Consider the following 24,527-nt stretch of genomic DNA (forward strand, 5'->3'; position numbering starts at 1 on the left):
CGCCCGACGAGCGGACCACGATGACCCAGCACCCGGCCGAGCACACGAACGAGCACACGAACGAGCAGAGGCGAACGACGTGACCACCGCAGCCCGCGTCCTCGGGGGACGCTACGAGGTCGGCGAGCTCATCGGACGAGGCGGCATGGCCGACGTGCACCTCGGCCACGACACGCGGCTCGGCCGCCAGGTCGCCATCAAGATGCTGCGCTCGGACCTCGCGCGCGACGCCAACTTCCTCATGCGCTTCCGCCGCGAGGCGCAGTCCGCCGCGGGCCTGAACCACCCGGCGATCGTGGCGATCTTCGACTCCGGCGAGGACGAGGGGCTGGCCGACGCACCCAACGGCGCGCGTACGACCATCCCGTACATCGTCATGGAGTACGTCGACGGGCAGACGCTGCGCCAGAAGCTCACCGACCACCAACAGCTCGACCCGGCCGAGGCCATCCGCGTCACCGAGGGCATCCTCGACGCGCTGGCGTACAGCCACCGGATGGGCATCGTCCACCGTGACATCAAGCCCGCCAACGTCATGATCACGAGCGGTGGCCACGTCAAGGTCATGGACTTCGGCATCGCCCGCGCCATCGCCGACACCGCCGCCACGATGACACAGACCCAGTCGGTCGTCGGCACGGCGCAGTACCTCTCGCCGGAGCAGGCGCAGGGGCAGACCGTCGACGAGCGCTCCGACCTCTACTCCACCGGCTGCCTCCTGTTCGAGCTGCTCGCCGGACGGCCGCCGTTCGTCGGCGACTCGCCCGTCGCGATCGCCTACCAGCACGTCGGTGAGCTGCCGCAGCCGCCGAGCGTGTGGAACGACGCCGTCGGCGGTGACCTCGACGCCGTCACCCTGCACGCCCTCGCCAAGGACCGCGAGGCCCGCTACCAGGACGCCACCGAGTTCCGCGACGACCTCGAGAACGTCCGCCTCGGCCGGCAGATCAGCGTCGCGGCCCTCGGCACCGCGGCCGCCGTGGGCGCCGCCGCCACCCAGACCCTGCCGCAGGCGTATGCCGCCCCGGGGGCCCCGACCGCGGTGCAGCCCACCGTCGGCGCGCGCGGCGACCGCTACTCGAACACCGCGGGCCTGCCGGCGGTCGGCCACGACGAGGGGGAGGACGCCGCGCGCAAGGGTGGCCGGGGCAAGGCCGCGTTCATCACGCTGCTCGTCATCGCCCTGCTGGCCCTCGTCGGTTGGGGTGCCGTCACGTGGTTCGGCAACCAGGCGCCGGCGACCGTGCCCACGGTCGCGGTGCCCACGCTCGAGGGCATGAAGGAGGACGTCGCCGCCCGCACCCTCGCGACCAACAACCTGCGTGGCCAGAAGTCCACCGCGGCGAGCACCAGCGTGCCCGAGGGCGAGGTCGTCAGCCAGGACCCCAGCGCCGGCACCCGGGTGCAGACGCAGACGACGGTCAAGTACGTCGTCTCCTCGGGTCCCGACACCCTCACCGTCCCCGACGTGACCGGCTTCGACAAGGACGAGGCCCGGGCCGCGCTCGAGAAGGCGGGCTTCGCGGTCGCAGGCTTCACCCAGGAGAACACCCCCGACCAGGACAAGAACAAGGTCACCAAGACCGAGCCGGCCGCCCGGGCCGTCGTCGCCAAGGACACCAAGATCCGCATCTTCTACGCGACCGGCAACGTCAAGGTGCCCGACGACCTCGTCGGCAAGGACTGGGCCCTCGCCGCGGTCGCGCTCCAGAACGCCGGCCTCGACCCACGCAAGGAGTCGGTCGACTCCGACAAGAACCCCGACGAGGTGCTGTCGGTCGACAAGGCGGGTGACGTCGTCAAGCGCGGCACGACCATCGTCGTCAAGGTCGCGAAGACGCCGACCTCGACGGCGACGGTGACCGTGACGCCGACTCCGCCGCCCACCACGACGAAGCCGCCGACGACGCCACCGCCGACCACGCTGACCCTGCCCTGACCGGTCGGGTCCCGGCCCACCACGACCGACCGCGCCGTGGCGCAGCTGCCTGCCGGCCGCGCCGGAGACCGTCGGCGCGTCAGACGGCGGCGCTGACGAGCGGGCTGAGCCCGGCCGACCGCGCGACCGCCCCGGCGTCGCCGCACATCGCGAGGAAGTTGGCGAGCATCCGGTGCCCGCCCTCGGTGAGCACGCTCTCGGGATGGAACTGCACGCCGTGCAGCGGTAGGTCGCGGTGGCGTACGGCCATGACGAGGCCCGAGTCGGTGTGCCCGGTGGAGACGAGCTCGGCGGGCAGCGTCGACGGGTCGATCGTCAGCGAGTGGTAGCGCGTGGCCGTGAAGGGGCTCGGCAGACCCTCGAGCACACCGGTGCCGTCGTGGTGCACGAGCGAGGTCTTGCCGTGGAGCAGCTCGGGGGCGCGGCCGACGGTCGCACCGGCGACCACTCCGAGGGCCTGGTGGCCGAGGCAGACGCCGAACATGGGCTTCGCGATGCGCGCGCACTCGCGGATGACGTCCATCGACACGCCGGCACCCTCGGGCGTGCCCGGGCCGGGCGAGACGAGCACCCCGTCGTATGCCGCCGCCTCGCTCGCGTCGACGGCGTCGTTGCGCACGACCGTGCACTCGGCCCCGAGCTGCTCGAGGTAGCCGACGATCGTGTAGACGAAGCTGTCGTAGTTGTCGACGACGAGGATGCGGGCGGGGCTGGTCATGCGGGTGTCTCCCGGGGGATGGGTCAGCGGATCGGCGACGCGTACTGGAAGTCGACCGAGCCCGAGTATGCCGGGAACTCGATCGAGCTGTGCGTGTGGAGCCCGTAGCCGAGACCGACGGCGTCGACGTACTGTTTGTAGATGGTCACCGAGGGGTCGGCGTCGAGCCCCTGCTGCAGACGGTCGACGTCACCGATGGCGGTGATGCGGTAGGGCGGCGCGTAGACGCGGCCCTGCAGGATCAGCGTGTTGCCGACGCAGCGCACGGCGCTCGTGGAGATGACGCGCTGGTCCTGGATCATCATCGCCTCGGCGCCGGAGGACCACAGTGCGTTGACGACGGCCTGGACGTCCTGCTGGTGCACGACGATGTCGTCAGCGGTGAAGCCGTCGGGCAGGGAGTCTGCCGTGCGGTGGGCGTCGTCGAGGGTGACCTCGAGGCCCGGACCCTTGACCTTCGTGGTGGCCGCGGCGCCGGCCAGCTCGTCGGCGGCGCGGCCCAGGCTGGAGATGCGGTCGTCGGCGGGCGCGCTGGTCCTGGCCAGCGCGTTGACCTCGCGCTGCACGTCGTCGAGCAGGGCGGCCTTCTCCTGCACCCGGGCCGTGCCCTCCTTGATCAGCTGCGGCAGGTCGCGGTCGGCGCGCAGGTCGCGGCCCTGTGCCGCCTGGAAGCTCATCGCGAACATCAGGCCGGCACCCGCGGTGACGACCGGGACGAGCACGCCCCACGTGGGGCGACGGCGGGCCGCGGGGCCGGCGTTCGGCGCAGCCTCGTGAGGCACGGGTGCCTCGGGCGGCACGGCGTCGTTCATGTCCGGTCCTCGCTCGCGCGGACGGTCCGCGCCGCCACCATTGTGCCTCGTTCGTCGCGCCGACCGAGCCGAGGTTCCGTGCGCGAGGACGCCGAGCACGTCATTGGTTACCCTTGGCTCAACTCAGAGCAAGGAGAAGCGCAGTGCCCGAGTCCAAAGGCCGCGACCACAAGGCGACGGCATACGTCCCGGCCCGCACCAGCAAGGCCGCCGAGCCCAACCCCACCTGGTGGGCCCCCGTCTTCATCACGCTGCTCGTCCTCGGGCTGCTGTGGATCGTCGTGTACTACGTGTCCGAGTACAAGTTCCCGATCGGGTCCATCGGCGTGTGGAACCTCGGCGTCGGCTTCGTGCTGCTCATGGGCGGCTTCATCATGACGATGCGGTGGCGCTGACCGGCATCCACACCTGCCCACAGCCTGACCGACGCCGGCTGTCCACACCTGTGGACTACCGGCGTCGCTCTTTTTCCTCCACAGCTGTGGACGACCCCCGTGCACAACTGACGGCGCACAGGCCGCCGGTTGTCCACAGAGTTTTCCCCAGCTGGGGATGAATGACACGTGTGTAACTACATCCACAGGCTTTTCCACAGCCGGTGGACAACCTCCTGTGCGCAGGTGCGCGAAGCGCCCCCGGCGGGCGTGCCGAGGGCGCTGGGTGGATGACTGCGGGGCTCAGCCGGCCGTCAGTTCGCGGATGTCGACCGGGACCGTGAGGTACTTGGCGACGGCGAGACCGACGACGACGGCGAGGACTGCGAGCAGGGCGGCCCACACGAGGCGGCGCACCCCCTGCTTGCGGAAGGCCACGATCACCCCGGCGCAGGCGAGGCCGGTGACGAGTCCGCCGAGATGGGCCTGCCACGAGATGCCGGGGTAGAGGAAGCCGAAGGCCGCGTTGATCGCGATCGTCGCGTACATGGCCGTGGACGAGCGGCCGAGGTGGCGGTTCAGCACGAGAAGGGCGCCGAAGAGACCGAAGATCGCCCCGGACGCGCCGACGACGGCCCCGAACCAGGCGCCCCGGCCGCCTGCGGCGACGTCGGCCACGGTGGGCGAGCCGGCGAGGAGCGTGACGCCGACCTGGCCGCCGATCCCGCTGATGAGGTAGAGCGCCGCGAACCGGGCACGTCCGAGCATCGGCTCGAGGTACTGCCCCAGCGACCACAGCGCGAACATGTTGAGCAGGATGTGGAAGATCGTCTGGGGCGAGTGCAGGAACGCGGCGGTGACGAAGCGCCACGGCTCGCTCCACCCGAGGAAGGGTGCGAACGCGAAGTCCAGCGTGACGGACTGACTGGCGCGCTGCGCGAGGTAGACGACGGCGCAGATCGCGATGATGGAGTACGTGACGACGGGGGTGCCGTCGGTCGCCCGGCCCCCGAAGACGGTGCGCGCGCTGGGCGTGGACCGGGCGGCCTCGCGTACGCAGTCGACGCACTGGATGCCGACGGCGGCGGGCCGCTGGCACTCCGGACACGCGGGCCGTCCGCAGCGCTGGCAGCGGACGTAGGCCTCGCGGTCGGGGTGGCGCGGGCACACGGACGGACCGGCTGCCGGCTGGGGCACGCCGGGGCGCACCGTCGGCTGGCCGGCCGGGTCGGGCGGCCCGTACCGGCTGGGCTCGCCCGACGGCTGCGATGGCGGGACACCGCTCGGGTCGTCTGACAACTCGATCTCCCTGCCGGTCTCGTCCGTGGATGCCAGGTGTGGGCGCGTGTCAGTCGGTGATGGTCACCGAGTTGATGACGACGTCCTCGAGGGGCTTGTCGTTGGCACCCGTCGGGACGGTGCCGATCTTGTCGACGACATCGCGTGAGGACTGGTCGGCGACCTCACCGAAGATGGTGTGCTTGCCCTGGAGCCAGGTGGTCGGCGCCGTCGTGATGAAGAACTGGGAACCGTTGGTGCCCTTGCCCATCCGCTTGCCGGCGTTGGCCATGGCGAGGATGTAGGGCTTGGTGAAGTCCTTGTCGGGGCTGATCTCGTCGTCGAAGGTGAAGCCGGGACCGCCGAAGCCCTGACCGATCGGGCAGCCGCCCTGGATCATGAAGTTCGGGATGATGCGGTGGAAGATGAGACCGTCGTAGAACGGCGTCGGGTTGGTGCGACCCGCTTCGTCCTTGTACTCCTTCTCGCCCTTGGCGAGACCGACGAAGTTCTCCACCGTCTTCGGGGCCTGGTGCTCGAAGAGGTCGACGACGATGTCGCCGTGGTTCGTGTGCAGGGTTGCCTTCATGGGCCCAATCCTCGCACGACCGCGGCGTGTGCCGTTCGGGTGGCGCCCGCACGTCCGTGCGTTCGCGACGTCCACCCGTCACCACTCCGCGGGTATGCGACCGGTGCCTGTGGAACGTCGGGGGTGGACCCGCCGTTGGCCCAGGAGAAGGATCATCCTCACCCGAGGACGCGGAGGCGTCGCAGACCCGGACCGGCCTGCGAGGCTTACGCGACCAGACGAGCCGCCGGCCGGGCCGGCGCAGGACGGAGTGCCGATGTCGTTTCTGGACAAGATGAAGAAGAAGGCCGAGGAGCTCGACCTCGAGACCAAGGCCAGGCACCTGCAGGAGCAGGCGGCCGCAGCCGCGAGACAGGCGCGCGAGAAGGCCGGTGACTTCGCCGCCGAGAACCGCGAGAAGATCGACGGCTACGTCGAGACGGCTGCGGCCAAGATCGACGAGAAGACCGAGGGCAAGTACGCCGACAAGGTGGCCAAGGTCAAGGAGCAGGTCGGCCACGGGGTCGACAAGGTTGCCGAGGGGCACACGTCCGGGCCGACCACGGCCACCGGCGCCGCTGCGGCCGCCGGGGCGACCGACGTGACCGGCGGCGAGCCCTACCCGGTCGATCCCGAGTCTCCGACGTCGAGCCGCGCCACCCTCGACGACAGCGGGTTCGGCGCCGCCGCGGGCGACGTGCCCGCGCCGACCCGCGAGTCGCTGGAGGACACGACGCTCGAGGACACCGTGCTCGGCCTGGACCACCCGCCGACCGTCCCCGGCCACCAGGGGCACGACCCCCTCCAGGGTCACGACGCGCCCGGCCCGGAGCAGGCGACGCCGACCACCGAGGGCCGGCACGGCCAGCCGCCGCACGACCCGTCGAGCTGAGCGAAGAGCCCGCGTGCGCAGCGACACGGCATACGCGGGAAGGGCGACGCCGGCTGCACCCCCGCCTGCGCCCACCCGCGGGCGGCGCTGCCCCCGTGCGGCGCGTCGCCGAACTTGGCAGGATGGGTAAGGACGAGTGGACCTAGGAGGACGAATGTTCCGAACCAAGCAGTCCCGCACGGAGGCTGCCGTCGACCACGCGCGCGCCGCGGCAGCCGATCTCGGCTCGGCGGCCGGCGACCGCCTCGACGCGCTGAGGCACTCTGCCGCCGGCTCGGCGAGCGAGGCTTCCGCAGCAGCGAGGGAAGCCGCCTGGGAGCGGGCCCACGCGGCTCGTGAGGCTGCAGCACCCGTGCTCCACGACGCGGCCGAGGCGGCGCGAGAGCGCTTCGCGGCCGCCAGGGAGGCCGCCTCACCGGCCCTGCACGACGCGGCCGACACGGCGCGCGAGCGCTTCCAGGACGCCGCGGCCACCGCTCGCGACGTCGCCGGCGAGGCGTTCCACGACGCCGCCGACCGCGCCAAGCCCCGCGTGGAGGCCGCCCAGTCGACGCTCGTCGACACGGTGCTGCCCAAGGTGGGCGCCGCGATCGCCACCGCTGCCGCTGCCCTCGCCGCCGGCGCCGAGCAGGCCCGGGAGGCGGCCCAGCCGCACCTCGAGCAGGCCGCCGCCCAGGCCCGGGAGTCCGCAGCCGTCGGTGGGCACCGCGCCCACGACGCCTACGCCGTGCTCAAGGGCGACGCCGTTGCGAAGAAGCGCAGCGGCAAGGGCAAGTGGCTCATCGCTATCGGTCTCACGGCCGCCGCGGTCGCCGCCGTCGCGGCCTTCCGCAAGCAGCAGCAGGCGGATGACCCGTGGGCGACGCCGCTCGACTCCCGCACGGCGGGCACGGCCGGCACCTCCGAGGCGGCCACCTTCAAGGACAAGGCCGCCGAGCAGGTGAGCCACGCCAAGGAGGCTGTCGCCGACGCCGCGACCAAGGCCAAGGAGAAGAGCTCAGAGCTCGCCGATGCCGCCAAGGACAAGGCCGGCGACCTCGCGGCCAAGGGCCAGGCGGCCATCGCCGACGCCAAGGACCGTTCGGGTGAGTCCGCCGACGCCGGCTCGCCGGGCCAGGTCACGGCGGTCGACCCGGCGCCCGACTCCGACGCGATCACGTCGGACGCGGTCGAGGGCGGCACGATCAACGGCGCGTCGACCACGACCTCCTCGCGCGGGTCGGCCCGCACACGCGCGCAGCGGGGTGACGACGCCGGCAGCTGAGCCCAGCCGCACGGAGCGACACAAAGAGAAGGACCCGGGTGCCAGAGGCATCCGGGTCCTTCTCTGCTTGAGCTGGCTCGCACCGACAGGGGGACAGCGCGAGCCAGCACATGCAGAAGGGCTGGGCGCGGTTCGTGCGGGCCCAACCCTTCGCTACTGACGAGTGTAAACGGAACATGGCCAGTTGCGAAAGAGCCTCGATGAAGTTTGCATCAGATCGAGCGGGTCAGTCTCGTCCTTCCGAGCACCACGCCCCCGGTGGGCCGGGTCCGGAGGGGCCCCTCGATGGTGCTGAATCGAGCATGGCACTCCGGGAAAAGATCCGCCATAGGTAGCTGCCGTGGATTCCCTGTGCGCCCTCGGCGTCGGTCCTCACCGCGCTCCGGGTCCTGATTCTGACCTGGTCCGGGCCATCGTGGCTCGACGGGCGAGGGCGCTCGGGGGCATCCTGTCGACATGGCCGACAGCGGGCAGCCGAGGAGCATGTCCGTCCCCCTGGCTGCCTTCGCTGCGGGCGCAGTGGTCGCGCTGCTCGTCGGGGTGTTCGGCAAGGTTCACGACCCGACGCTCGTCGGCACCACGACGTTGGGGTTCCGCACCGTCATCTCCATGAAGGTGGTGCTCTCGGTGGCGATCGCGGTCCTGGTGGTGCTCCAGCTGCTGGGTGCCCTCTGGATGTACGGCAGGTTCAGCAGGCCCGCACCGGGTTGGGTCGGCCCCGCGCACCGCATCTCCGGGGCGGTGGCGCTGGTGCTCACCGTCGTCGTGGCCTACCACTGCGTCTGGGCGCTGGGACTCGAGTCGGGCACCTTCTCCGACGGCAGACCCGTGCCCGCGCGCACGGTGGTGCACGGTGTCCTCGGCTGCGCCGTCGTGGGGGCGGTGGTGGTCAAGCTCGTGGCCGTCCGGTCGAGACGGGCAGCGGGCTGGTTCCTGCCCGTGGCGGGCGGGTTGCTCTTCGCGCTGCTCGTGCTCGCCGTGCTCACGTCGGCGGTCTGGTACGTCGCCGCCCGCTGACCCGGCTGATCGTCGACCTGGCGGAAACGCTCATGGTGGGTCTGGTCCTGCGACCGGGCCGGGGCGCGCCCCGGAAGGCTCTGGGGCATCTCGTCGATCCGTCGACCGGAAACCCACGAAGGGGTACACCACGCCTTTCCCGACGCGTTCCACACGACCGCCACGGGTCGTGACGGTTCGCGCCCCTTCGCGTACCTGCCGGATCTGCCGGGATCTGCCCAGGTCTGGAGGACTCGGACCTCACGAGGGCAGCTCGTCGAGGCGCTCGTACGCGTGGAGGGCGTTGTCGCGCGCCACCATCCGCAGCACCCTCCGGGCGTCGGCGAGCGCCCACTCGTCGGCGTCGACGAAACCACCGAGCACCCGCGCCATGGCGTTGCGCCAGAGCCGCGCCCCGAGGAAGTGCAGGTCGGAGGGTCCGCACGCGTCCGAGCTGTAGAGGACCTTGTGGAGGGGGGCGAGCTCGAGGCTGCGAGCCACGAGCTCGGTGGACCGGGCGCCGAGGTGGTTCACGGCGAGGCCGACGTCGAGGAAGACGTTGCCGAAGCCCTGGGCGAGGTAGCCGGCCTGCCGCTCGAAGGGGTAGCAGTGCAGCAGGAGCACCGGGACCCGGGCGACCCCCGGCGCCCGGAGCAGGTCGAGGAGCAGCATCGGGTCGCAGCGGTGCAGGTCGAGGTCACGGTCGCCGAGCCCGACGTGCAGCTGGATCGCCAGGCCGAGGTCGGCCGCCTCGTGGATGCCGAAGGCGATGAGCCTCGGGTCGACCAGCCGAGGGCTGTCCGTGTGCTCGCTCTCGACGAACCAGCGCTCGGAGCGCCGCTCGACCTCAAGGTCGTCCGGTCTGCCGAGGTCGACGTCGAAGCCGGCGCGGTAGGCGAGGACGGACTTCGCGGCGACGGCGGACAGCGAACGGCGCTCGAGCAGCTCACGGAACGCGTCGGCATACGTGCTCGGGGTCGCGCCCTCGGCGACGACCTGCTCGGCGAGTGTCTCGAGGCGCACGACCTCCGCGGCGTTACCCCCGCTGGTGACGGCCATCGTGTGCGGGTCAGTGAGGTCCGCCGTGCGGAAGCCGGTGTCGACGAGCCAGTGGCTGACGTTCGCGGCCGTGAGGAAACGTCGGTTGACCTCGTCCTCGCCGAGTGCGGCGCGGGCGGTCCAGTAGTCGTCGGGATCCGCGTGGCGTTCGAGCCCGAGCACGGGGGCGCACCACGCGCGGATCGCGAAGCCGAGCTGGCTGTCGAACGGGTTCACCTGCGGCGGAGCAGGATCCGTGTCCACCTCGTTGAGGGCGCGGCCGTATGCCGACCGGCTGGGTCCGGTGCGAAGGGCTCCGTGCACGTGGTGGTCGACGAGCGCGGCCGAGTCCGCCTCGTCGAGGAGGTCGGCCGCCGCGCCCGCCCAACCGTCGGACATCAGATCGTCCAGGCCAGGCGGAGCCGGTCCGCGAGCTCCGTGGGGTCGAGGCCGCCGAAGACCTCGCCCTCGTGGCGACGCACGGCGACGAGCGCGGCCGCGGCCTGTTCGCCCAGGACGGTCTCGGCGACCGACCCCGTGAAGGCGTCGAGGATCCGGTCGTGGTCGGTGAGGACGAGGCGGAGACCCGCGGCGGCACGGTCGTCTGCCGTGAGGCCACCGGTGTCGCGCGTGGTCTCTGGCGGCAGGGGGAGCTCGCGCTCGATGCCGTCGAGGGCGAGGCCGAGGATGACGGCGGTGGCGAGATACGGGTTGGCGGAGGGGTCGACGACCTTGACCTCGACGTTCGCGCCGTGCGGGTTCGCGGGGCCCGGCGCCAGGTAGCGCAGGGCGGCTTCGCGGTTCTCGGTGCCCCAGCAGAGCGTCGCGCCGGACCACAGGCCCGGTGCGAGGCGCAGGCCCGAGAGCACCGAGCCGGTGAGCACCGCCTGAGCGCCGGTGAGCCCGTCGAGGATGCCCGCGACCGCCTGCGCGCCGCGGTCGGTCATCGCGGCCTGCGCGGACGGGTCGAAGAGGTTGGCGCCGTCGGCCCACAAGGAGAGGTGCTGGTGGGCGCCGTTGCCGACGGCGCCGGCGAAGGGGACGGGCGAGAAGGAGGCGGACAGCCCGTGGGAGCGTGTGACGATGCCGATGACGGTCTTGAGCAGGATGACGGAGTCGGCCGCCTCGACCGGTGTTTGCGGCGCGAGGGAGAGCTCGAGCTGGTGGGCGCCGTACTCCGCGTGGACCTGCTCGATCCCGAGACCGGCCGCGGCTGCCGCGTCGAGGATGTCGCCGACGAGGGGCGAGCGGTCGACGAGGGCCGAGAGGCCGTACGGCGTCCAGGCGCCGGGTGCGAGCGCAGATCCGTCCGGTGCGACGAGGACGAGCTCGAGCTCGTGGCCGACACGGGGCTCGAGCCCGGCCTCGGCCAGGCGGTCGACCGTTCTCGCGAGGATTCCGCGGGGCTCAGCGGGGTCGGACTCACCGGCCTGGGTGACGGCATGCGTCGGCCCGGCGGCCAGCCCACCAGGCAGCACGCGTACGGCCTCGGGGACGAGCCGAAGACGCAGGTCGCCGACCGCGTCGTAGAACGGAGTGAGCTGGATCGAGGCGTCCAGGGAGTAGCCGTTGTAGACCGGTGACATGCCCGCGCCTGTCGTCACGAAGTCGGCGGTGCGCGCGACGGGCATCGCCTTGGCGTGTACGAGGTTGCTGGCATTGGTCGCCCAGCCCGCGACGATGCGCACGCCCTGCCGGATGAGCGCCGCGGTGAGGTCGGTCAGGTCGCTCTCGCTCATGAGGCGAGTGTGCTCCGGCGCCTGGGCGAGTGGGGGCCATCTCGACCGATCAGGACCCTGCCCATGACCCTGCACATGACCCTGCACCCGATGTGGTGAACACCGCACCACCGGCAAGACCATCCGCACACCCAGTCCCCGGGGCATGCAAGAAGCCCTCTCCCGTAAGGGGAAAGGGCTTCTCGTCTGTGGAGCCAAGGGGACTCGAACCCCTAACCCCCTGCTTGCAAAGCAGGTGCGCTACCAATTGCGCCATGGCCCCTGGATGGGGAGGAGGTCAGCTCGCGGTGTTGGCCTGGCCGTTCGCCGAGGGCGAGGCGGGAGCCGGGACGACCGGTGCCTGCACGTCGTCGGTGGCCTGCGTCCACAGGTCCTGCTCGGCCTGCTGCTGCTTGGCCTTCTTGCGCAGGAGCACGAGGCCGGCGACCGCGCCACCGATGAGGGCGAGACGCTTGAGCATTCGAGATCCTCTCCGAAGTGGCGGTGATGGTGGGCCTAGGAGGACTTGAACCTCCGACCTCTTCCTTATCAGGGAAGCGCTCTAACCGTCTGAGCTATAGGCCCATCGTCACCTTCGCGCGACCGATCCGACCCCGTCAGAGATGATGACCGGACGCGAGGGGAAACGTTACCCGATGCCCCCGCGAACCTACAAAACGGTCGCGACCCGAGGGCGCAGAGGTGACGTCAGTCGTCGGTCAGGGTGAGCTGCACGCCGCCGACGAGGGCCGAGCAGATGTTGTAGAGGAAGCCCATGACGGTCGCGATCGCGGTCATCAGGATGACGTCGATGACGCCGATGACGATCGAGAGCGACACCACCCGACCGAAGCCGACGTAGTCCTTGATCGAGAACGGGTCGGACGTCGTCGTCTGCAGCGACTGGAGCACGCCCTCGATGTCGGAGAAGACGTTCATCGTCGAGAGGATCATCCACAGCACGGCCGTGAGGATGACGCCGGCGATGCCGAGCGCCACCGAGAGCAGGAAGCTCATCTTCATGACCGACCAGGGGTCGACCCGGGCGACGGCGAGGCGCACGCGGCGGGGGCCCTTGTGCTTGCGGGGCGCCGTGCCGGCACCTGCGGGACGGCCGGACGCGGCGCCCACCTTCTGGGTGGGGGCCGTACGCGTGGTCACGGCTCCGCGCGAGAGCGACGTCGTCGAGTCGTTGCCGGACGCACCCGAGGTGTTGCCGGACGAGCTCGACGAGCCGGAACCCGAGGAGTACGAGGCGCCGCCAGAACCGTAGTAGCCGTTACTCGAGCTGCTGCCCGAGTTGCCGGAACCACTGCCAGGACCCGTGCTCGCACTGTCCGAGCCGCTGTCCGAGGTGGCACCCCTGCTGCTGCCGGAGCCCCGCGACGAGCCGGCACCGAAGCCGGCCTTGCCGAACGACCCCTCAGAGCTGGTCGTGCTCATGCGTCACCTCCGTTGTCGTCCTCGGACGAACCGCCCTCGTCAGTCGAGGTCTCGTCCGACGGTACGCCATCATCGACGGGAACCGTAGCGGGCGCTCCCGTGCCGGACGGCTGGTCGACGGGCTCGCCGGCCTCGATCTCCTCGACCGCGGTGGCCGACTCTGCGTTGCGGGCCACGGCCACGATCGAGTCGCCCTTGTCGGGCGTCGCGAACTTCACGCCCTGGGACGAGCGGCCGGTGTGGCGCACCTCGTCGACGCGCGACCGGACGATCTTGCCCTTCTCCATGACCACCATGACCTCGTCGGTCTCGACGACGGTGAGGGCTCCGACGAGGTCGCCGCCCTTCTCCGACAGCTTGGCCACCTTGATGCCGAGGCCGCCGCGCCCCTGGAGGCGGTACTCCGAGACCGGGGTGCGCTTCGCGAGGCCGTTCTCGAAGACGACGAAGACGTCGGGGCTCTCGCCCTCCTCGACGACGGACATCGCGAGCAGGTCGTCACCGTCGCGGAACTTCATGCCCGTGACGCCGGAGGTCGACCGGCCCATGGGGCGCAGCGCCTCGTCGGTGGCGGTGAAGCGCACCGACTGGCCCTTGCGCGAGACGAGCAGCAGGTCGTCGCGGTTGGACGCCAGCCCGGCGCCGACGAGCTCGTCGCCCTCGCGCAGGTTCACGGCGATCAGGCCGCCGGACCTGTTGGAGTCGTAGTCGGCGAGACGGGTCTTCTTGACGAGACCGCGCCGGGTGGCGAGCACGAGGTAGTCGCCGGCGTGGTAGTCCCTGATCGCGAGCACCTGGGCGATCTGCTCGCCGGGCTGGAACGCGAGCAGGTTGGCCACGTGCTGGCCCTTGCTGTCGCGCGAGCCCTCGGGCAGCTCGTAGGCCTTGGCCCGGTAGACGCGGCCGAGGTTGGTGAAGAAGAGCAGCCAGTGGTGGGTCGTCGTCGTGAAGAAGTGCTCGACGACGTCCTCGCCGCGCAGCGTCGCGCCGCGCACACCCTTGCCGCCGCGCTTCTGCGAGCGGTACTGGTCGACGCGGGTGCGCTTCGCGTAGCCGCCACGGGTGATCGTGACGACGACGTCCTCCTCGGGGATGAGGTCCTCCATCGACATGTCGCCGTCGAAGGGGATGATCTCGGTGCGCCGGTCGTCGCCGTACTTGTCGACGATGGCCTGCAGCTCCTCCGAGACGATCTCGCGCTGGCGCTCGGGCGAGGCGAGGATCGCGGTGTACTCGTCGATGAGCGCCTGGAGCGCGTCGTGGTCCTGCTGCAGCTTCTCGCGCTCGAGGGCGGCGAGGCGGCGCAGCTGCATGTTGAGGATCGCGTTGGCCTGCGTCTCGTCGATCGCGAGCAGCTCGATGAGGCCCTCGCGGGCGATCTCGACGGTGCGCGACCCGCGGATGAGCGCGATGACCTCGTCGAGCATGTCGAGCGCCTTGAGCAGGCCACGCAGGATGTGGATCTCCTGCTCCGCCTTGTTGAGGCGGAAGCGGGTGCGCCGGACGATGACCTCGATCTGGTGGTCCACCCAGTGCCGGATGAAGCCGTCGAGGGGCAGGGTGCGGGGCACGTCGTCGACGAGCGCGAGCATGTTCGCGCCGAACGTCGTCTGCAGCTGCGTGTGCTTGTAGAGGTTGTTGAGCACGACCTTGGCGACGGCGTCGCGCTTGAGCACGATGACGATGCGCAGGCCGGTGCGGCCCGACGTCTCGTCACGGATGTCGGAGATGCCGGCGATCTTGCCGTCCTTGACGAGGTCGGCGATCTTCAGCGCGAGCATGTCCGGGTTGACCTGGTAGGGCAGCTCGGTGACGACGAGGCACTGGCGGTTCTGGATCTCCTCGACGTTGACGACCGCCCGCATGATGATCGACCCGCGGCCGGTGCGGTAGGCGTCCTCGATGCCGCGGTGACCCATGATGAGCGAGCCGGTCGGGAAGTCGGGTCCCTTGATGATCCCGAGCAGCGCCTCGAGCAGCTCCTCGCGGCCGATCTCCGGGTGCTCGAGGTAGTACTGCGCGCCTGCTGCAACCTCGCGCAGGTTGTGCGACGGGATCTGCGTCGCCATGCCGACGGCGATGCCGGCGGATCCGTTGACGAGCAGGTTGGGGAAGCGGCTGGGCAGCACCGCCGGCTGCATCGTCTTGCCGTCGTAGTTCGGCACGAAGTCGACGGTGTCCTGGTCGATGTCCCGCACCATCTCCATGGCGATCGGGGCCATCCGGCACTCGGTGTACCGCGGGGCGGCTGCGCCGTCGTTGCCGCGCGAGCCGAAGTTGCCCTGGCCCTGAACGAGCGGGTAGCGCAGCGACCAGTCCTGCACGAGGCGCACGAGGGCGTCGTAGATCGCCGAGTCGCCGTGCGGGTGGTAGTGACCCATGACGTCGCCGACGACGCGGGCGCACTTGTTGAAGCCGCGGTCGGGGCGGTAGCCGCCGTCGTACATCGCGTAGACGATGCGGCGATGCACGGGCTTGAGGCCGTCGCGGACGTCGGGCAGCGCACGCGAGACGATGACCGACATCGCGTACTCGATGTAGCTGCGCTGCATCTCGGTGTTGAGGTCGATCGGCTCGACCCGGTCGTGCTCGCCCGGCTCACGCGCGATGACGGCGCGTGCGTCGACGTTCTCCTCGGCAGGCTCGTTGACGTCGTCCCCGTTGGTGGGAGGCAGGTCGTCGCTCACGTCAGATCCCTTTGTCTCTCAGTCAGATTCGTGCAGTTGAGGGCGTATGCCGTGTGGTGACGTTTCACGTGGAACGTGCCGGACGGCATACGCGGGCAGTCGGATGGCTGTCGGATGTCGTCAGATGTCGAGGAACTTCACGTCGTGCGCGTTCTTCTGGATGAACGTGCGGCGGGACTCGACGTCCTCACCCATGAGCACGGCGAAGACCTCGTCGGCCTTCGCGGCGTCGTCGAGAGTGACCTGGAGCAGCGTGCGCGTGGACTGGTCCATCGTCGTCTCGCCGAGCTCCTGGTAGTTCATCTCGCCGAGGCCCTTGTAGCGCTGGATCGGGTTGTCCTTCGGCAGGCGCCAGCCGTTGCCCTCGCCGATCTGGCGCAGGCCGTCGCGCTCCTTGTCGGAGTAGGCGAACTGGTGGTCGGCATTGCTCCACCGCAGGCGGAAGAGCGGCGGCTGGGCGAGGTAGACGTAACCGGCCTCGATGAGCGGGCGCATGAAGCGGAAGAGCAGTGTCAGCAGCAGGGTGCGGATGTGCATGCCGTCGACGTCGGCGTCGGCCATCAGCACGATCTTGTGGTAGCGCGCCCGCTGGATGTCGAAGTCCTCGCCGATGCCCGTGCCGAACGCCGAGATGAGCGCCTGGACCTCGTTGTTGGCGAGGATCTTGTCGATGCGCGCCTTCTCGACGTTGAGGATCTTGCCGCGGATCGGCAGGATCGCCTGGGTGTGCGGGTTGCGGGCCTGCGTGGCCGAGCCGCCCGCGCTGTCGCCCTCGACGATGAAGACCTCGGAGATGCTGGGGTCCTTGCTCTGGCAGTCCTTGAGCTTGCCCGGCAGGCCGCCCGACTCGAGCAGGCCCTTGCGGCGGGTGGCCTCGCGAGCCTTGCGGGCCGCCATGCGCGCGGCCGCGGCCTGGACCGACTTGCGGACGATGTCCTTGCCCTCGTTGGGGTGGGCCTCGAGCCAGTGGCCGAACTCGTCGGTCATGGCGCGCTGGACGAAGCCCTTGACCTCGGAGTTGCCGAGCTTGGTCTTGGTCTGGCCCTCGAACTGCGGCTCGCCGAGCTTGACCGAGATGACGGCGGTGAGGCCCTCGCGGACGTCGTCGCCGGTGAGGTTCTCGTCCTTGTCCTTGAGGAGGTTCTGCTTGCGGGCGAACTCGTTGACGAGCTTGGTCAGCGCCGCGCGGAAGCCCTCCTCGTGGGTGCCGCCCTCGTGGGTGTTGATGTTGTTGGCGTAGGTGTGCACCGACTCGGAGTAGGCGGTGGTCCACTGCATCGCGAGCTCGAGCGAGAGCATGCGGTCGCCGTCCTCGACCTCGAGCGAGATGACGTCGGGGTGCACGGGCTCGCTGCGCTTGCTGCTGTTGATGTGGTTGACGTAGTCGACCAGGCCGCCGTCGTAGCGGTAGGTGACCTTCTTCGCCTTGACCTTCTTGGACTCGCCGTCGGTCGGCGCGTGGCCGTTGTCGCCGGACTCCTCGACCTCCGTGACCTCGTTGTCGACGCCGTCGAGGTCGACGACGTCGTCGTCGACCTGCTCGATGCGCTCGTCGACGAGGGTGATCGTCAGGCCCTTGTTGAGGAACGCCGTCTGCTGGAACCGCGCGCGCAGCGTCTCGAAGTCGTAGTCGACGGACTCGAAGATGTCGGGGTTGGCCCAGAACGTGATCGTCGTGCCGGTCTCGTCGGTGGCCTCCTCCGGGCGCAGCGGCCCGTCGGGCACACCCATGGAGAAGCTCATCCGGTGCACGTGGCCCTTCTGGCGCACCGCGGCCTTGAGCGTCGTCGAGAGGGCGTTGACGACCGAGGAGCCGACGCCGTGCAGCCCACCGGACACCTTGTAGCCGCCGCCACCGAACTTGCCGCCGGCGTGCAGCTGCGTGAGCACGAGCTCGACGGCGCTGATCTTCTCCACCGGGTGGATGTCGGTGGGGATGCCGCGACCGTTGTCCTTGACGCGGACGCCGCCGTCGGCCAGGAGCGTCACGTCGATGTGCGTCGCGTAGCCGGCGAGCGCCTCGTCGACGGAGTTGTCGACGATCTCGTAGACGAGGTGGTGCAGGCCGCGCGGACCCGTGGAGCCGATGTACATGCCGGGACGCTTGCGCACGGCCTCGAGGCCCTCGAGGACGGTGATCGCGCTCGCGTCGTAGTCGACGCCGTTGGGGCGGACGTCCGCGGGTGCCGCAGGGGGTGCCGCAGGGGGTGCCGCAGGAGATGCAGGGGCCGGGGCCGAGCCGTTCGTCGAGTCGGGGGCCGAGCCGGTGGGGCTCGGGGTGGTGCTCGGGGTGGCGCTGGTGGTGGTCGGCTCGTCGGCGTCGGACACGTCTCTCCTCTGTGACCCTGTCTTGATGCGCATGCGGTCAGACCTCATGCGGGCGGCCCGACGTGACGTCGAGCCGCAACCTCATCATTCTAACGGTCCCGAGTCGTGAACCGTGCCCTCAGACGCGCGGAACGGCCATTTTCCGGCCCGATCACCCCGTCATCCGAGGGGGGACTCACGCCCCGGCCCCCCAGCGCGCCTGTGACGCCTTCTCACGAGCCGCAGGATTCACAGCCCCCACGCCGGGTCCTTCGGTCCATTGTCCCGCTCACGAGCGGCCGTTCAACCCGCTGTCCACAGGGTCGCGACCGGGTGTGCCGGGAGGCCGGGTCCCAGCGGAACCCGACCTCCCGGCATACGCCTTGGGTGGTGCGACACCCCTGTCGACGCCCTCTCGTCAGAGGATGCCGCGCGCCTGGAAGGCGGCGCGCACCGTGGCGGCGTCGGCCGCCCCGTAGAGCGCCGTCGCGGTGTCGACCGTCTTCTGCGCCGCGGCCGCCCACGTCGTCGTGGGGGAGTAGCCGAACTGCGCCTCGAGGATGATCCGGGTGGCCTTGTCGCGGCCGAGGTTCCGGTTCATGTCCCAGAGCGCGTGGCTCCAGATCTCGCCGTCGTCGTGCACCTCGCCGGTGCGGTTGGCGACGGTCTTGGCCGTGTCGAGGCGGCGGATGCAGTGCGGCGTGGTCGACGTGTAGCTCGTCGAGTCCCAGTCCATGACGCACGCCCACGGGGTCGTCGCGGTGTCGGCGGAGTTCGCCTGCGACATGGTGGCGGCCAGGTAGTCGCCGAAGCCCTCGCCGATCGCGCCGCCGTCGTTGCTCGCGCCGAAGCCGGGCACCTGGTCGTCCTGGACCGCGTGGCCGTACTCGTGCCAGACGACCTCCTGGTCCTCGCCGTCGTCGACGCCGCCCGTGCCGATCGTGATGGTGTCCTGGCTCGGGGTGTACCAGGAGTTGTCCTGGGTGGTCGCGTTGACGTTGAGGTCCTGGGCCTCGTTGTTGACGTTCGTGAAGCCGAGCGACTGGATGTAGGTCTGCAGGCGGTCGACGGCGTAGTAGCTGTTGACCTGCTCGAAGCGGTTGTCGCTGCGCGTGTAGAGGAACGCGTTCGTCGAGGAGAAGGCGGCCGGGTTCTTGCCCCTGGTGCTGTTGACGACCGTCGCATACGCGCCGCGCAGGTAGCCGGAGCCGTCGAGGTTCGCGAGCGTCACCGTCTTGTAGGCGGCGGCCGGCACGGCGGAGTCGGCGTTGGCGGAGTCCTTGAGGGACTCGTTCTGGAGGGCGACCACCGGGCTGGGGTCGAAGACCTTGCCCGAACCGGTCGCGAGCCGGCGCTCGTCGGTGACCTTGGCGATCTTGCCGCTGCGCGCGTCGACGAGGACCTGCTTGTCCTGGTCGGTCGTCACCTCGTAGGCGAGCGCCGCCGGGGCTCCGCCCACCCCCGGGACCACGACGAGGCGGGTTGAGCGGGCGTTGCCGTGGGCCCTGGCCGCCGAGGCCGCGCCGGCCCGGGCCAGGCCGGGCGTCACCGAGGCGAGGCCGGTCACCGACCTGCGGCCGTCGTCGACCGAGGAGGTCGCACCGGTGGAGTGCACGGCATAGAACCCACCGAGGACGGGCACGCCGCGGTAGGTCTGGGCGTACCAGGTGTGTGACCCGAGCAGGCTCTGGCGCACCTGGACGAGGGTGACGTCGGCGGGCACGGGGGTGCGGGCTGCGGGGGCGGCTGCAGGCAGGGGTGCCGCGACGGAGCCGGAACCAGCGGTGCAGAGCAGGGCGCCCGCCGCGGCGATGACCGCGGCCGAGGCGACGAGAGGTGAGCGACGCATGTCGACCTTTCAGGGAGGGAGCTCGCGGGGAACGAGCACGTGGTGGCGACGACACAGGCAACCACCGCCCGGCAGCCCCGACCGGCAAGGATTCGTAAAGACTTCGCCCGGTTTCGGCAAGCGGCTCAGTCGTCGGTCCCGTCAGTCGTCGGCGAGGGTGCGCTCGAAGAGGGAGTGGATCGCCTCCGGCAGGTGCGGCTCCTGGATCGTCACGTTGCACCCGGCCTCGTCGCAGACGACGGAGTAGATGTAGGCGTCGGGGTGGGTGCGCTCGGTCGAGGCCGCGATGCGCTGGAGCGTCGGCGCCGCCAGCAGGTGCTGCCAGTCCTTGGCGTCGCGCTCGGGGAGCTCGCCCAGCGCGACCTGCCGCTCACGCACCTGGCCGGCGAAGCCACCCGTGCGCCGCAGCAGCACCTGGGCGTCGGCGCTCGGGGCCTGGCCGTGGCCCTCGCCCGGCGAAGGCACGGGGGTCGAGCGGTCCGGACCGCCCGTCTCGCCGCCAGCGCCCGCAGGGCCTGCGTCGCCGGGCCCGCCTGCCGGGGCCAGCACGCCGACCTGCTCCCAGGCCGAGCGGACCGCGGCCTGCTCGGCCGAGCCGTCGCCGTGCGTCGACCCGGCGGCGGTCACCGTGAGGCCGGCGAACGTGGCGAAGTCGCAGTCGGCCCTGATGCCGTCGCCCGACACGACGGCGTACCAGATGGAGCCCGCTGCCTCCCAGGCGTTGCCGCCGATCTCGAGCGCGGCCAGCACGAAGGCGCGGTTGGGGATGCCGGAGTTGATGTGCACGCCCCCGTTGTCGTCGTCGGTGTCGACGAAGTCGTCCATGTGGGCCGGCTGCGGGTCCTTGCCGAGGCGGGGGTCGTCGTAGGCGGTGCCCGGGTTGCGCATGTCGCGCAGCGCCCGGCCCTTGACCGACGGGTTGAGCAGGTCGGCGCCGACGAGCCAGTCGGCCTGCTCGGCACTCTGGTCGAGCTGGTGCTGCTTGACGAGCACGCCGAAGACGTCGGAGATCGACTCGTTGAGCGCGCCCGACTGGCCCTGGTAGAGCAGCCCCGCCGTGTGCTCGGTCACGCCGTGGGCCAGCTCGTGCCCGATGACGTCGACGCTCCTGGTGAACCGCTCGAAGATGACGCCGTCACCGTCGCCGAACACCATCTGCGTGCCGTCCCAGAAGGCGTTGTCGTAGTTGCGGCCGTAGTGGACGGTCGCGAGCAGCGGCATGCCCTTGCCGTCGAGCGAGTCGCGTGAGTACGCCGCGGACCACAGCTGCCAGGTGGCGCCGAGTCCGTCGTAGGCCTCGTTGACCGCCTCGTCGTCGGAGGCGGGCTCGCCCTCGGCGCGCATCTTCGTGCCGGGGGTGGTCTGCGTGCCCTTGGCGTCGGAGATCGTGCGGTGCGGCCCGGTGCCGTGGGTGCCGTCGGCGTCCTCTCGCCGGGGGGCGCGCCGTCCGGTGGGGCGCGCCGTCGGGGTGCGGCGGGTGGAGCGCAGGTGCTCGTCGTGCTGCAGCGCCTCGCGGGCGTGCTTGGCCACGGCGGGCTCGTCGCTCGCCGCCAGCGCCTCGAGGATGTAGGGCGGGACGATCGTGCACTGCGGCATCTGGGTCATGACGACAGTCTGCGTCGGATCACCGACAGCCGCCCTTCGGCACGCATGGAGGTGCGTGCAGGGTCACCGCGCGGGGTGGGGAGTCAGCCGTAGGTGTCGCGCGGGCCCCGGGAGTCGGGCGACCGGCGGGCGCCTCGACTCCACGACGGCGCGCTCGGTCCGACGACCCTGAGCTCGCTGACGGCACCCGCCCCGATCTCCTCGTCGATGCGCGCGAGCAGGGACGACGCGAGCAGCCGCATCTGCGTGGCCCAGGCGGTCGAGTCGGCCTGCACCGTGAGAACGCCGTCGACGAAGGTCTGCGGTGTGACGTGGCCGGCGATGTCGGGTCCGACGATCTCGGGCCAGCGGCCCATGACCGAGCCGACCGCGACGTCGACCTTCCAGCCGCGGTCGAGCAGGAGCCGGTCGAGCTGGTCGCCGAGCAGCGACGGGTCGCGCCCGTCGCGCGAGGAGCCGGAGAGCACCGGTGCGTGGCCGATGGGGCGGCGGCGCTTGCGGGGCTTCATGCCCGGACGCAGCCCCTTGTCGGCGGCGGCCGCACGGGCCCGGGCGAGGGCGGATGCGGCCGCGTCGGCGATACGCGTCTCCTCGTCGCTCGGCGGCGGCACCTCCCCGGGTGCTGGGTTCTCGTCGCCGGCGGGGGTGGGGCGCGTCTCGTCCTCAGGCATCGTCGCCCGCTTCGACGGTCTCGGGGGCGTCTTCGACGGCCTCGGGGGCGTCGGCCTCGCCGAGCGGGCCCACCTGACCGAGCACGACGGCGTACGTGGTGCCGCTCTCGCGCAGGACGTCGGGCACGTCGGCGCCCACGGCCGCGGTGATGAGCACCTGCTCGCAGTCGGCGACCAGCCCGGCCAGTCGCTCGCGCCGGCCGGAGTCGAGCTCGGCGAACACGTCGTCGAGCACGAGCACGGGGTCGTCGCCGAGGTCGCGCCGAAGCAGCCGGTATGCCGCCAGCTTGAGCCCCAGGGCGAAGCTCCACGACTCGCCGTGGCTGGCATAGCCCTTGGCCGGCAGCTCACCCAGCGACAGCACGAGGTCGTCGCGGTGCGGGCCCACGAGGGTGATGCCGCGCTCGATCTCGTTGGGCCGCACCTGCTCCAGGGTGTCGAGCATGCCGGCGCGCAGCTCGTCGACCTCGGGCACCTCGCCCTCGGCGAGTCGCTTCGCGAGGTCCTCGTGCAACGAGCTGCGGTAGGTCGCCCTCGCGTTGGAGGCGGCGGCGCTGACGGCGTCGTAGCACTCGGACAGGTCGGGCACGAGGTCGCGCAGCAGGCGCAGCCGGGCGTAGAGGAGCTGCGAGCCGACCGTCGACAGGTGGTCGTTCCAGACGACGAGCGTGTGCAGCGCGGACTCGCCGGCCTCCTCGAGCGGCGGGTCGCCGGCCCGCGGCTGGCGCCGGGCGCCCTTGCGCAGCACCGGGGCCGCCGACTTCAGCAGGGCGTTGCGCTGCTTGAGGATCTTGTCGTAGTCGGAGCGCACGCCCGACCAGCGCGGCTGGCGCTGGACGAGCAGCTCGTCGAGGAAGCGGCGCCGCTCAGACGGGTCGCCCTTGACGAGGGCGAGGTCCTCGGGCGCGAAGAGCACCGTTCGCACCGTCCCGAGCACGTCGCGCGGCCGTGGGACGGGAGAGCGCCCGAGGCGGGCCCGGTTGGCTCGGCCCGGCGTGATCTCGAGCTCGACCATCGTCTCGCGCTCGTCGCGCACGATCGCGCCGCGCACGATCGCCCGGGCTGCGCCGAAGCGCACGAGGGGCTGGTCGGTTGCGACGCGGTGCGACCCCAGCGTGGCCAGGTAGCCGACCGCCTCGACGAGGTTGGTCTTGCCCTGCCCGTTGAGGCCGACGAGCGTGGTGACCCCCGGTGTCAGTGCGAGCTCGGCACTCGGGTAGCTGCGGAAGTCCTTGAGCGTCAGGTGGCGGACGTGCACGTCAGGTCGGCTGGTTCTCGAAGGTGGCGGGCCCGGGCGCCCTGCCGCGCAGGGCTCCCGGCCGCGCCACGGACGTCAGGAGGTGGAGCCGGTGCCCGAGGAGGGGCCGGCGTTCGCGGCATCGTGGCCTGCCGAGCCGGCCTGCTCGGGGGCCGGCGCCGGGTGGGTCGACCCCTCGTCGCCGGTCTTGCGGCGCAGCTCCTCGCCCTCGGCGATGGTCATGACCTGGTGCCCACCGAACTGGCCGCGCAGGGCGGCGACGGCCTGCATCGTCGGCGAGCTCTGCTGGCGCGAGGCGAACCGGGCGAACAGCGAGGCCGAGATGACCGGCATCGGGACGCCGAGCGCGATGGCCTCCTCGACGGTCCAGCGGCCCTCGCCGGAGTCGTTGGTGTAGTCGGACACGTCGTCGAGGTGGGGGTTCTCCTCGAGGGCCTTGACCATGAGGTCGAGCAGCCACGACCGCACGACGGTGCCGCGGCTCCACGCCTTGAAGGCTCCGGGGACGTCCTTGACGATGTCCTTCTTCTCGAGCAGCTCGTAGCCCTCGGCGTATGCCGCCATGAGGCCGTACTCGATGCCGTTGTGGACCATCTTCGTGTAGTGGCCGGCGCCGACCTCGCCCGCGTGGACGAAGCCTTCCTCGCGGGGTCCCTCGGGGCGGAGCGAGTCGAAGATGGGCATCGCCTTCTCGACCCACTCGGCGTCGCCGCCGCACATGAGGCCGTAGCCGTTGTCGAGGCCCCAGATGCCGCCGCTCACGCCGCAGTCGACGTAGCCGACCTGCTTCTCGCTGAGCAGCTTCGCGTTCTCGAAGTCGTCGGTGAAGCGGGAGTTGCCGCCGTCGATGACGAGGTCACCGGGCTCGAGCAGGTCGCCGAGCTGGGCGACGGTCTGCCTCGTCGGGTCGCCGGCCGGGACCATGACCCAGACGACGCGGGGCGCCTCGAGGGCCTGGACCAGCTCGGGGAGCGAGGCGACGTCGCGGACGTCGGGGTTGAAGTCGAAACCGACGACCTCGTGCCCGGCGCGACGCAACCGCTCGCGCATGTTGCCGCCCATCTTGCCGAGACCGATGAGACCGAGCTGCATGGCGCGAGCCTTTCTGAC

Annotated in this window: 20 protein-coding genes and 2 tRNA genes; 5 read left to right on the forward strand and 17 right to left on the reverse strand. The window is 71.1% G+C overall.

Features of this window, described 5'->3' with window-relative positions; genetic code table 11:
* Positions 1-79 precede the first annotated feature (79 nt).
* Positions 80-1,939: a Stk1 family PASTA domain-containing Ser/Thr kinase gene (pknB, locus tag ACFQ2V_RS12155; RefSeq protein WP_386052961.1), complete on the forward strand. Its 1,860-nt coding sequence runs from the start codon at positions 80-82 to the stop codon at positions 1,937-1,939.
* Positions 1,940-2,018: 79 nt separating this feature from the next.
* Here the strand turns inward: pknB and ACFQ2V_RS12160 are convergent, their stop codons facing one another.
* Together ACFQ2V_RS12160 and ACFQ2V_RS12165 are read right to left on the reverse strand one after the other, a co-directional pair.
* Positions 2,019-2,657 (reverse strand): aminodeoxychorismate/anthranilate synthase component II, encoded by a 639-nt coding sequence (locus ACFQ2V_RS12160; protein ID WP_386052962.1) that lies wholly within the window; start codon positions 2,655-2,657, stop codon positions 2,019-2,021.
* Between the two features lie 23 nt (positions 2,658-2,680).
* Complete coding sequence (locus ACFQ2V_RS12165; RefSeq protein ID WP_386052963.1) at positions 2,681-3,469, reverse strand: DUF881 domain-containing protein; 789 nt, start codon at positions 3,467-3,469, stop codon at positions 2,681-2,683.
* A 143-nt stretch (positions 3,470-3,612) separates the two neighbouring features.
* Here ACFQ2V_RS12165 and ACFQ2V_RS12170 point away from each other — a divergent pair, with 143 nt between their 5' ends.
* Complete coding sequence (locus ACFQ2V_RS12170; protein ID WP_386052964.1) at positions 3,613-3,864, forward strand: cell division protein CrgA; 252 nt, start codon at positions 3,613-3,615, stop codon at positions 3,862-3,864.
* Between the two features lie 282 nt (positions 3,865-4,146).
* On the opposite strand, the gene ACFQ2V_RS12175 is transcribed toward ACFQ2V_RS12170, so the two are convergent.
* Positions 4,147-5,052, reverse strand: a complete 906-nt coding sequence (locus ACFQ2V_RS12175) for a rhomboid family intramembrane serine protease (protein ID WP_386053163.1) — start codon at positions 5,050-5,052, stop codon at positions 4,147-4,149.
* Positions 5,053-5,191: 139 nt separating this feature from the next.
* A complete protein-coding gene (locus ACFQ2V_RS12180; protein ID WP_386052965.1) occupies positions 5,192-5,710 on the reverse strand; it encodes a peptidylprolyl isomerase in 519 nt (172 codons plus the stop codon).
* A 256-nt stretch (positions 5,711-5,966) separates the two neighbouring features.
* Here ACFQ2V_RS12180 and ACFQ2V_RS12185 point away from each other — a divergent pair, with 256 nt between their 5' ends.
* The 3 genes from ACFQ2V_RS12185 to ACFQ2V_RS12195 all read left to right on the forward strand — a co-directional run bounded on the left by ACFQ2V_RS12185 (position 5,967) and on the right by ACFQ2V_RS12195 (position 8,862).
* Positions 5,967-6,581, forward strand: a complete 615-nt coding sequence (locus tag ACFQ2V_RS12185) for an antitoxin (protein WP_386052966.1) — start codon at positions 5,967-5,969, stop codon at positions 6,579-6,581.
* A gap of 154 nt (positions 6,582-6,735) precedes the next feature.
* Positions 6,736-7,845 carry a hypothetical protein gene (locus ACFQ2V_RS12190; RefSeq protein ID WP_386052967.1) on the forward strand — a complete coding sequence of 370 codons (1,110 nt, stop codon included), beginning with the start codon at positions 6,736-6,738 and terminating at the stop codon, positions 7,843-7,845.
* A gap of 456 nt (positions 7,846-8,301) precedes the next feature.
* Positions 8,302-8,862 carry a DUF6529 family protein gene (locus ACFQ2V_RS12195; protein ID WP_386052968.1) on the forward strand — a complete coding sequence of 187 codons (561 nt, stop codon included), beginning with the start codon at positions 8,302-8,304 and terminating at the stop codon, positions 8,860-8,862.
* Between the two features lie 240 nt (positions 8,863-9,102).
* Here ACFQ2V_RS12195 and ACFQ2V_RS12200 read toward each other — a convergent pair whose 3' ends face one another.
* From ACFQ2V_RS12200 to gnd, 13 genes are all read right to left on the reverse strand, one after another.
* Entirely contained in the window at positions 9,103-10,278 is a 1,176-nt protein-coding gene (locus ACFQ2V_RS12200; RefSeq protein WP_386052969.1) for an amidohydrolase family protein, read from the reverse strand.
* Positions 10,278-11,618 carry a glutamine synthetase gene (locus ACFQ2V_RS12205; RefSeq protein ID WP_386052970.1) on the reverse strand — a complete coding sequence of 447 codons (1,341 nt, stop codon included), beginning with the start codon at positions 11,616-11,618 and terminating at the stop codon, positions 10,278-10,280. The genes ACFQ2V_RS12200 and ACFQ2V_RS12205 overlap by 1 nt, the downstream gene beginning before the upstream one ends.
* A 189-nt stretch (positions 11,619-11,807) precedes the next feature.
* Positions 11,808-11,880: transfer RNA gene (locus ACFQ2V_RS12210), tRNA-Ala, on the reverse strand.
* Between the two features lie 15 nt (positions 11,881-11,895).
* Complete coding sequence (locus ACFQ2V_RS12215) at positions 11,896-12,078, reverse strand: DLW-39 family protein (protein WP_386052971.1); 183 nt, start codon at positions 12,076-12,078, stop codon at positions 11,896-11,898.
* A 27-nt stretch (positions 12,079-12,105) separates the two neighbouring features.
* A tRNA-Ile gene (locus tag ACFQ2V_RS12220) sits at positions 12,106-12,182 on the reverse strand.
* Between the two features lie 123 nt (positions 12,183-12,305).
* Positions 12,306-13,040: a DUF3566 domain-containing protein gene (locus ACFQ2V_RS12225; RefSeq protein WP_386052972.1), complete on the reverse strand. Its 735-nt coding sequence runs from the start codon at positions 13,038-13,040 to the stop codon at positions 12,306-12,308.
* The gene (gene gyrA / locus ACFQ2V_RS12230; protein WP_386052973.1) at positions 13,037-15,727 is read right to left on the reverse strand and encodes a DNA gyrase subunit A; all 2,691 of its coding nucleotides are present in this window, start codon (positions 15,725-15,727) and stop codon (positions 13,037-13,039) included. The genes ACFQ2V_RS12225 and gyrA overlap by 4 nt, the downstream gene beginning before the upstream one ends.
* A gap of 120 nt (positions 15,728-15,847) precedes the next feature.
* Positions 15,848-18,055: a DNA topoisomerase (ATP-hydrolyzing) subunit B gene (gyrB, locus tag ACFQ2V_RS12235; protein ID WP_386052974.1), complete on the reverse strand. Its 2,208-nt coding sequence runs from the start codon at positions 18,053-18,055 to the stop codon at positions 15,848-15,850.
* Positions 18,056-18,452: 397 nt separating this feature from the next.
* Positions 18,453-19,883 (reverse strand): M36 family metallopeptidase, encoded by a 1,431-nt coding sequence (locus tag ACFQ2V_RS12240; protein ID WP_386052975.1) that lies wholly within the window; start codon positions 19,881-19,883, stop codon positions 18,453-18,455.
* A 141-nt stretch (positions 19,884-20,024) separates the two neighbouring features.
* Positions 20,025-21,488, reverse strand: a complete 1,464-nt coding sequence (locus ACFQ2V_RS12245; protein ID WP_386052976.1) for a protealysin inhibitor emfourin — start codon at positions 21,486-21,488, stop codon at positions 20,025-20,027.
* Between the two features lie 83 nt (positions 21,489-21,571).
* The gene (locus ACFQ2V_RS12250; RefSeq protein WP_386052977.1) at positions 21,572-22,159 is read right to left on the reverse strand and encodes a DUF721 domain-containing protein; all 588 of its coding nucleotides are present in this window, start codon (positions 22,157-22,159) and stop codon (positions 21,572-21,574) included.
* Positions 22,152-23,417 carry a DNA replication/repair protein RecF gene (gene recF, locus ACFQ2V_RS12255; RefSeq protein ID WP_386052978.1) on the reverse strand — a complete coding sequence of 422 codons (1,266 nt, stop codon included), beginning with the start codon at positions 23,415-23,417 and terminating at the stop codon, positions 22,152-22,154. Before recF ends, ACFQ2V_RS12250 begins: the two co-directional genes overlap by 8 nt.
* 75 nt (positions 23,418-23,492) lie before the next feature.
* On the reverse strand, positions 23,493-24,509 hold the full coding sequence (gene gnd / locus ACFQ2V_RS12260; protein WP_386052979.1) for a phosphogluconate dehydrogenase (NAD(+)-dependent, decarboxylating): 1,017 nt from the start codon (positions 24,507-24,509) through the stop codon (positions 23,493-23,495).
* Positions 24,510-24,527 lie beyond the last annotated feature (18 nt).

The organism is Terrabacter terrigena (assembly GCF_042676085.1).
Lineage (GTDB): Bacteria > Actinomycetota > Actinomycetes > Actinomycetales > Dermatophilaceae > Terrabacter > Terrabacter terrigena.

Excerpts from the sequence above, each read along its gene's own strand:
- ACFQ2V_RS12180 (WP_386052965.1), bottom strand. The coding sequence starts at position 5,710 with ATGAAGGCAACCCTGCACACGAACCACGGCGACATCGTCGTCGACCTC.
- ACFQ2V_RS12245 (WP_386052976.1), bottom strand. The coding sequence starts at position 21,488 with ATGACCCAGATGCCGCAGTGCACGATCGTCCCGCCCTACATCCTCGAG.
- ACFQ2V_RS12190 (WP_386052967.1), top strand. The coding sequence starts at position 6,736 with ATGTTCCGAACCAAGCAGTCCCGCACGGAGGCTGCCGTCGACCACGCG.
- ACFQ2V_RS12195 (WP_386052968.1), top strand. The coding sequence starts at position 8,302 with ATGGCCGACAGCGGGCAGCCGAGGAGCATGTCCGTCCCCCTGGCTGCC.
- ACFQ2V_RS12250 (WP_386052977.1), bottom strand. The coding sequence starts at position 22,159 with ATGCCTGAGGACGAGACGCGCCCCACCCCCGCCGGCGACGAGAACCCA.
- ACFQ2V_RS12240 (WP_386052975.1), bottom strand. The coding sequence starts at position 19,883 with ATGCGTCGCTCACCTCTCGTCGCCTCGGCCGCGGTCATCGCCGCGGCG.
- ACFQ2V_RS12200 (WP_386052969.1), bottom strand. The coding sequence starts at position 10,278 with ATGTCCGACGGTTGGGCGGGCGCGGCGGCCGACCTCCTCGACGAGGCG.
- ACFQ2V_RS12185 (WP_386052966.1), top strand. The coding sequence starts at position 5,967 with ATGTCGTTTCTGGACAAGATGAAGAAGAAGGCCGAGGAGCTCGACCTC.
- ACFQ2V_RS12215 (WP_386052971.1), bottom strand. The coding sequence starts at position 12,078 with ATGCTCAAGCGTCTCGCCCTCATCGGTGGCGCGGTCGCCGGCCTCGTG.
- ACFQ2V_RS12160 (WP_386052962.1), bottom strand. The coding sequence starts at position 2,657 with ATGACCAGCCCCGCCCGCATCCTCGTCGTCGACAACTACGACAGCTTC.
- ACFQ2V_RS12205 (WP_386052970.1), bottom strand. The coding sequence starts at position 11,618 with ATGAGCGAGAGCGACCTGACCGACCTCACCGCGGCGCTCATCCGGCAG.
- ACFQ2V_RS12165 (WP_386052963.1), bottom strand. The coding sequence starts at position 3,469 with ATGAACGACGCCGTGCCGCCCGAGGCACCCGTGCCTCACGAGGCTGCG.
- gnd (WP_386052979.1), bottom strand. The coding sequence starts at position 24,509 with ATGCAGCTCGGTCTCATCGGTCTCGGCAAGATGGGCGGCAACATGCGC.
- ACFQ2V_RS12225 (WP_386052972.1), bottom strand. The coding sequence starts at position 13,040 with ATGAGCACGACCAGCTCTGAGGGGTCGTTCGGCAAGGCCGGCTTCGGT.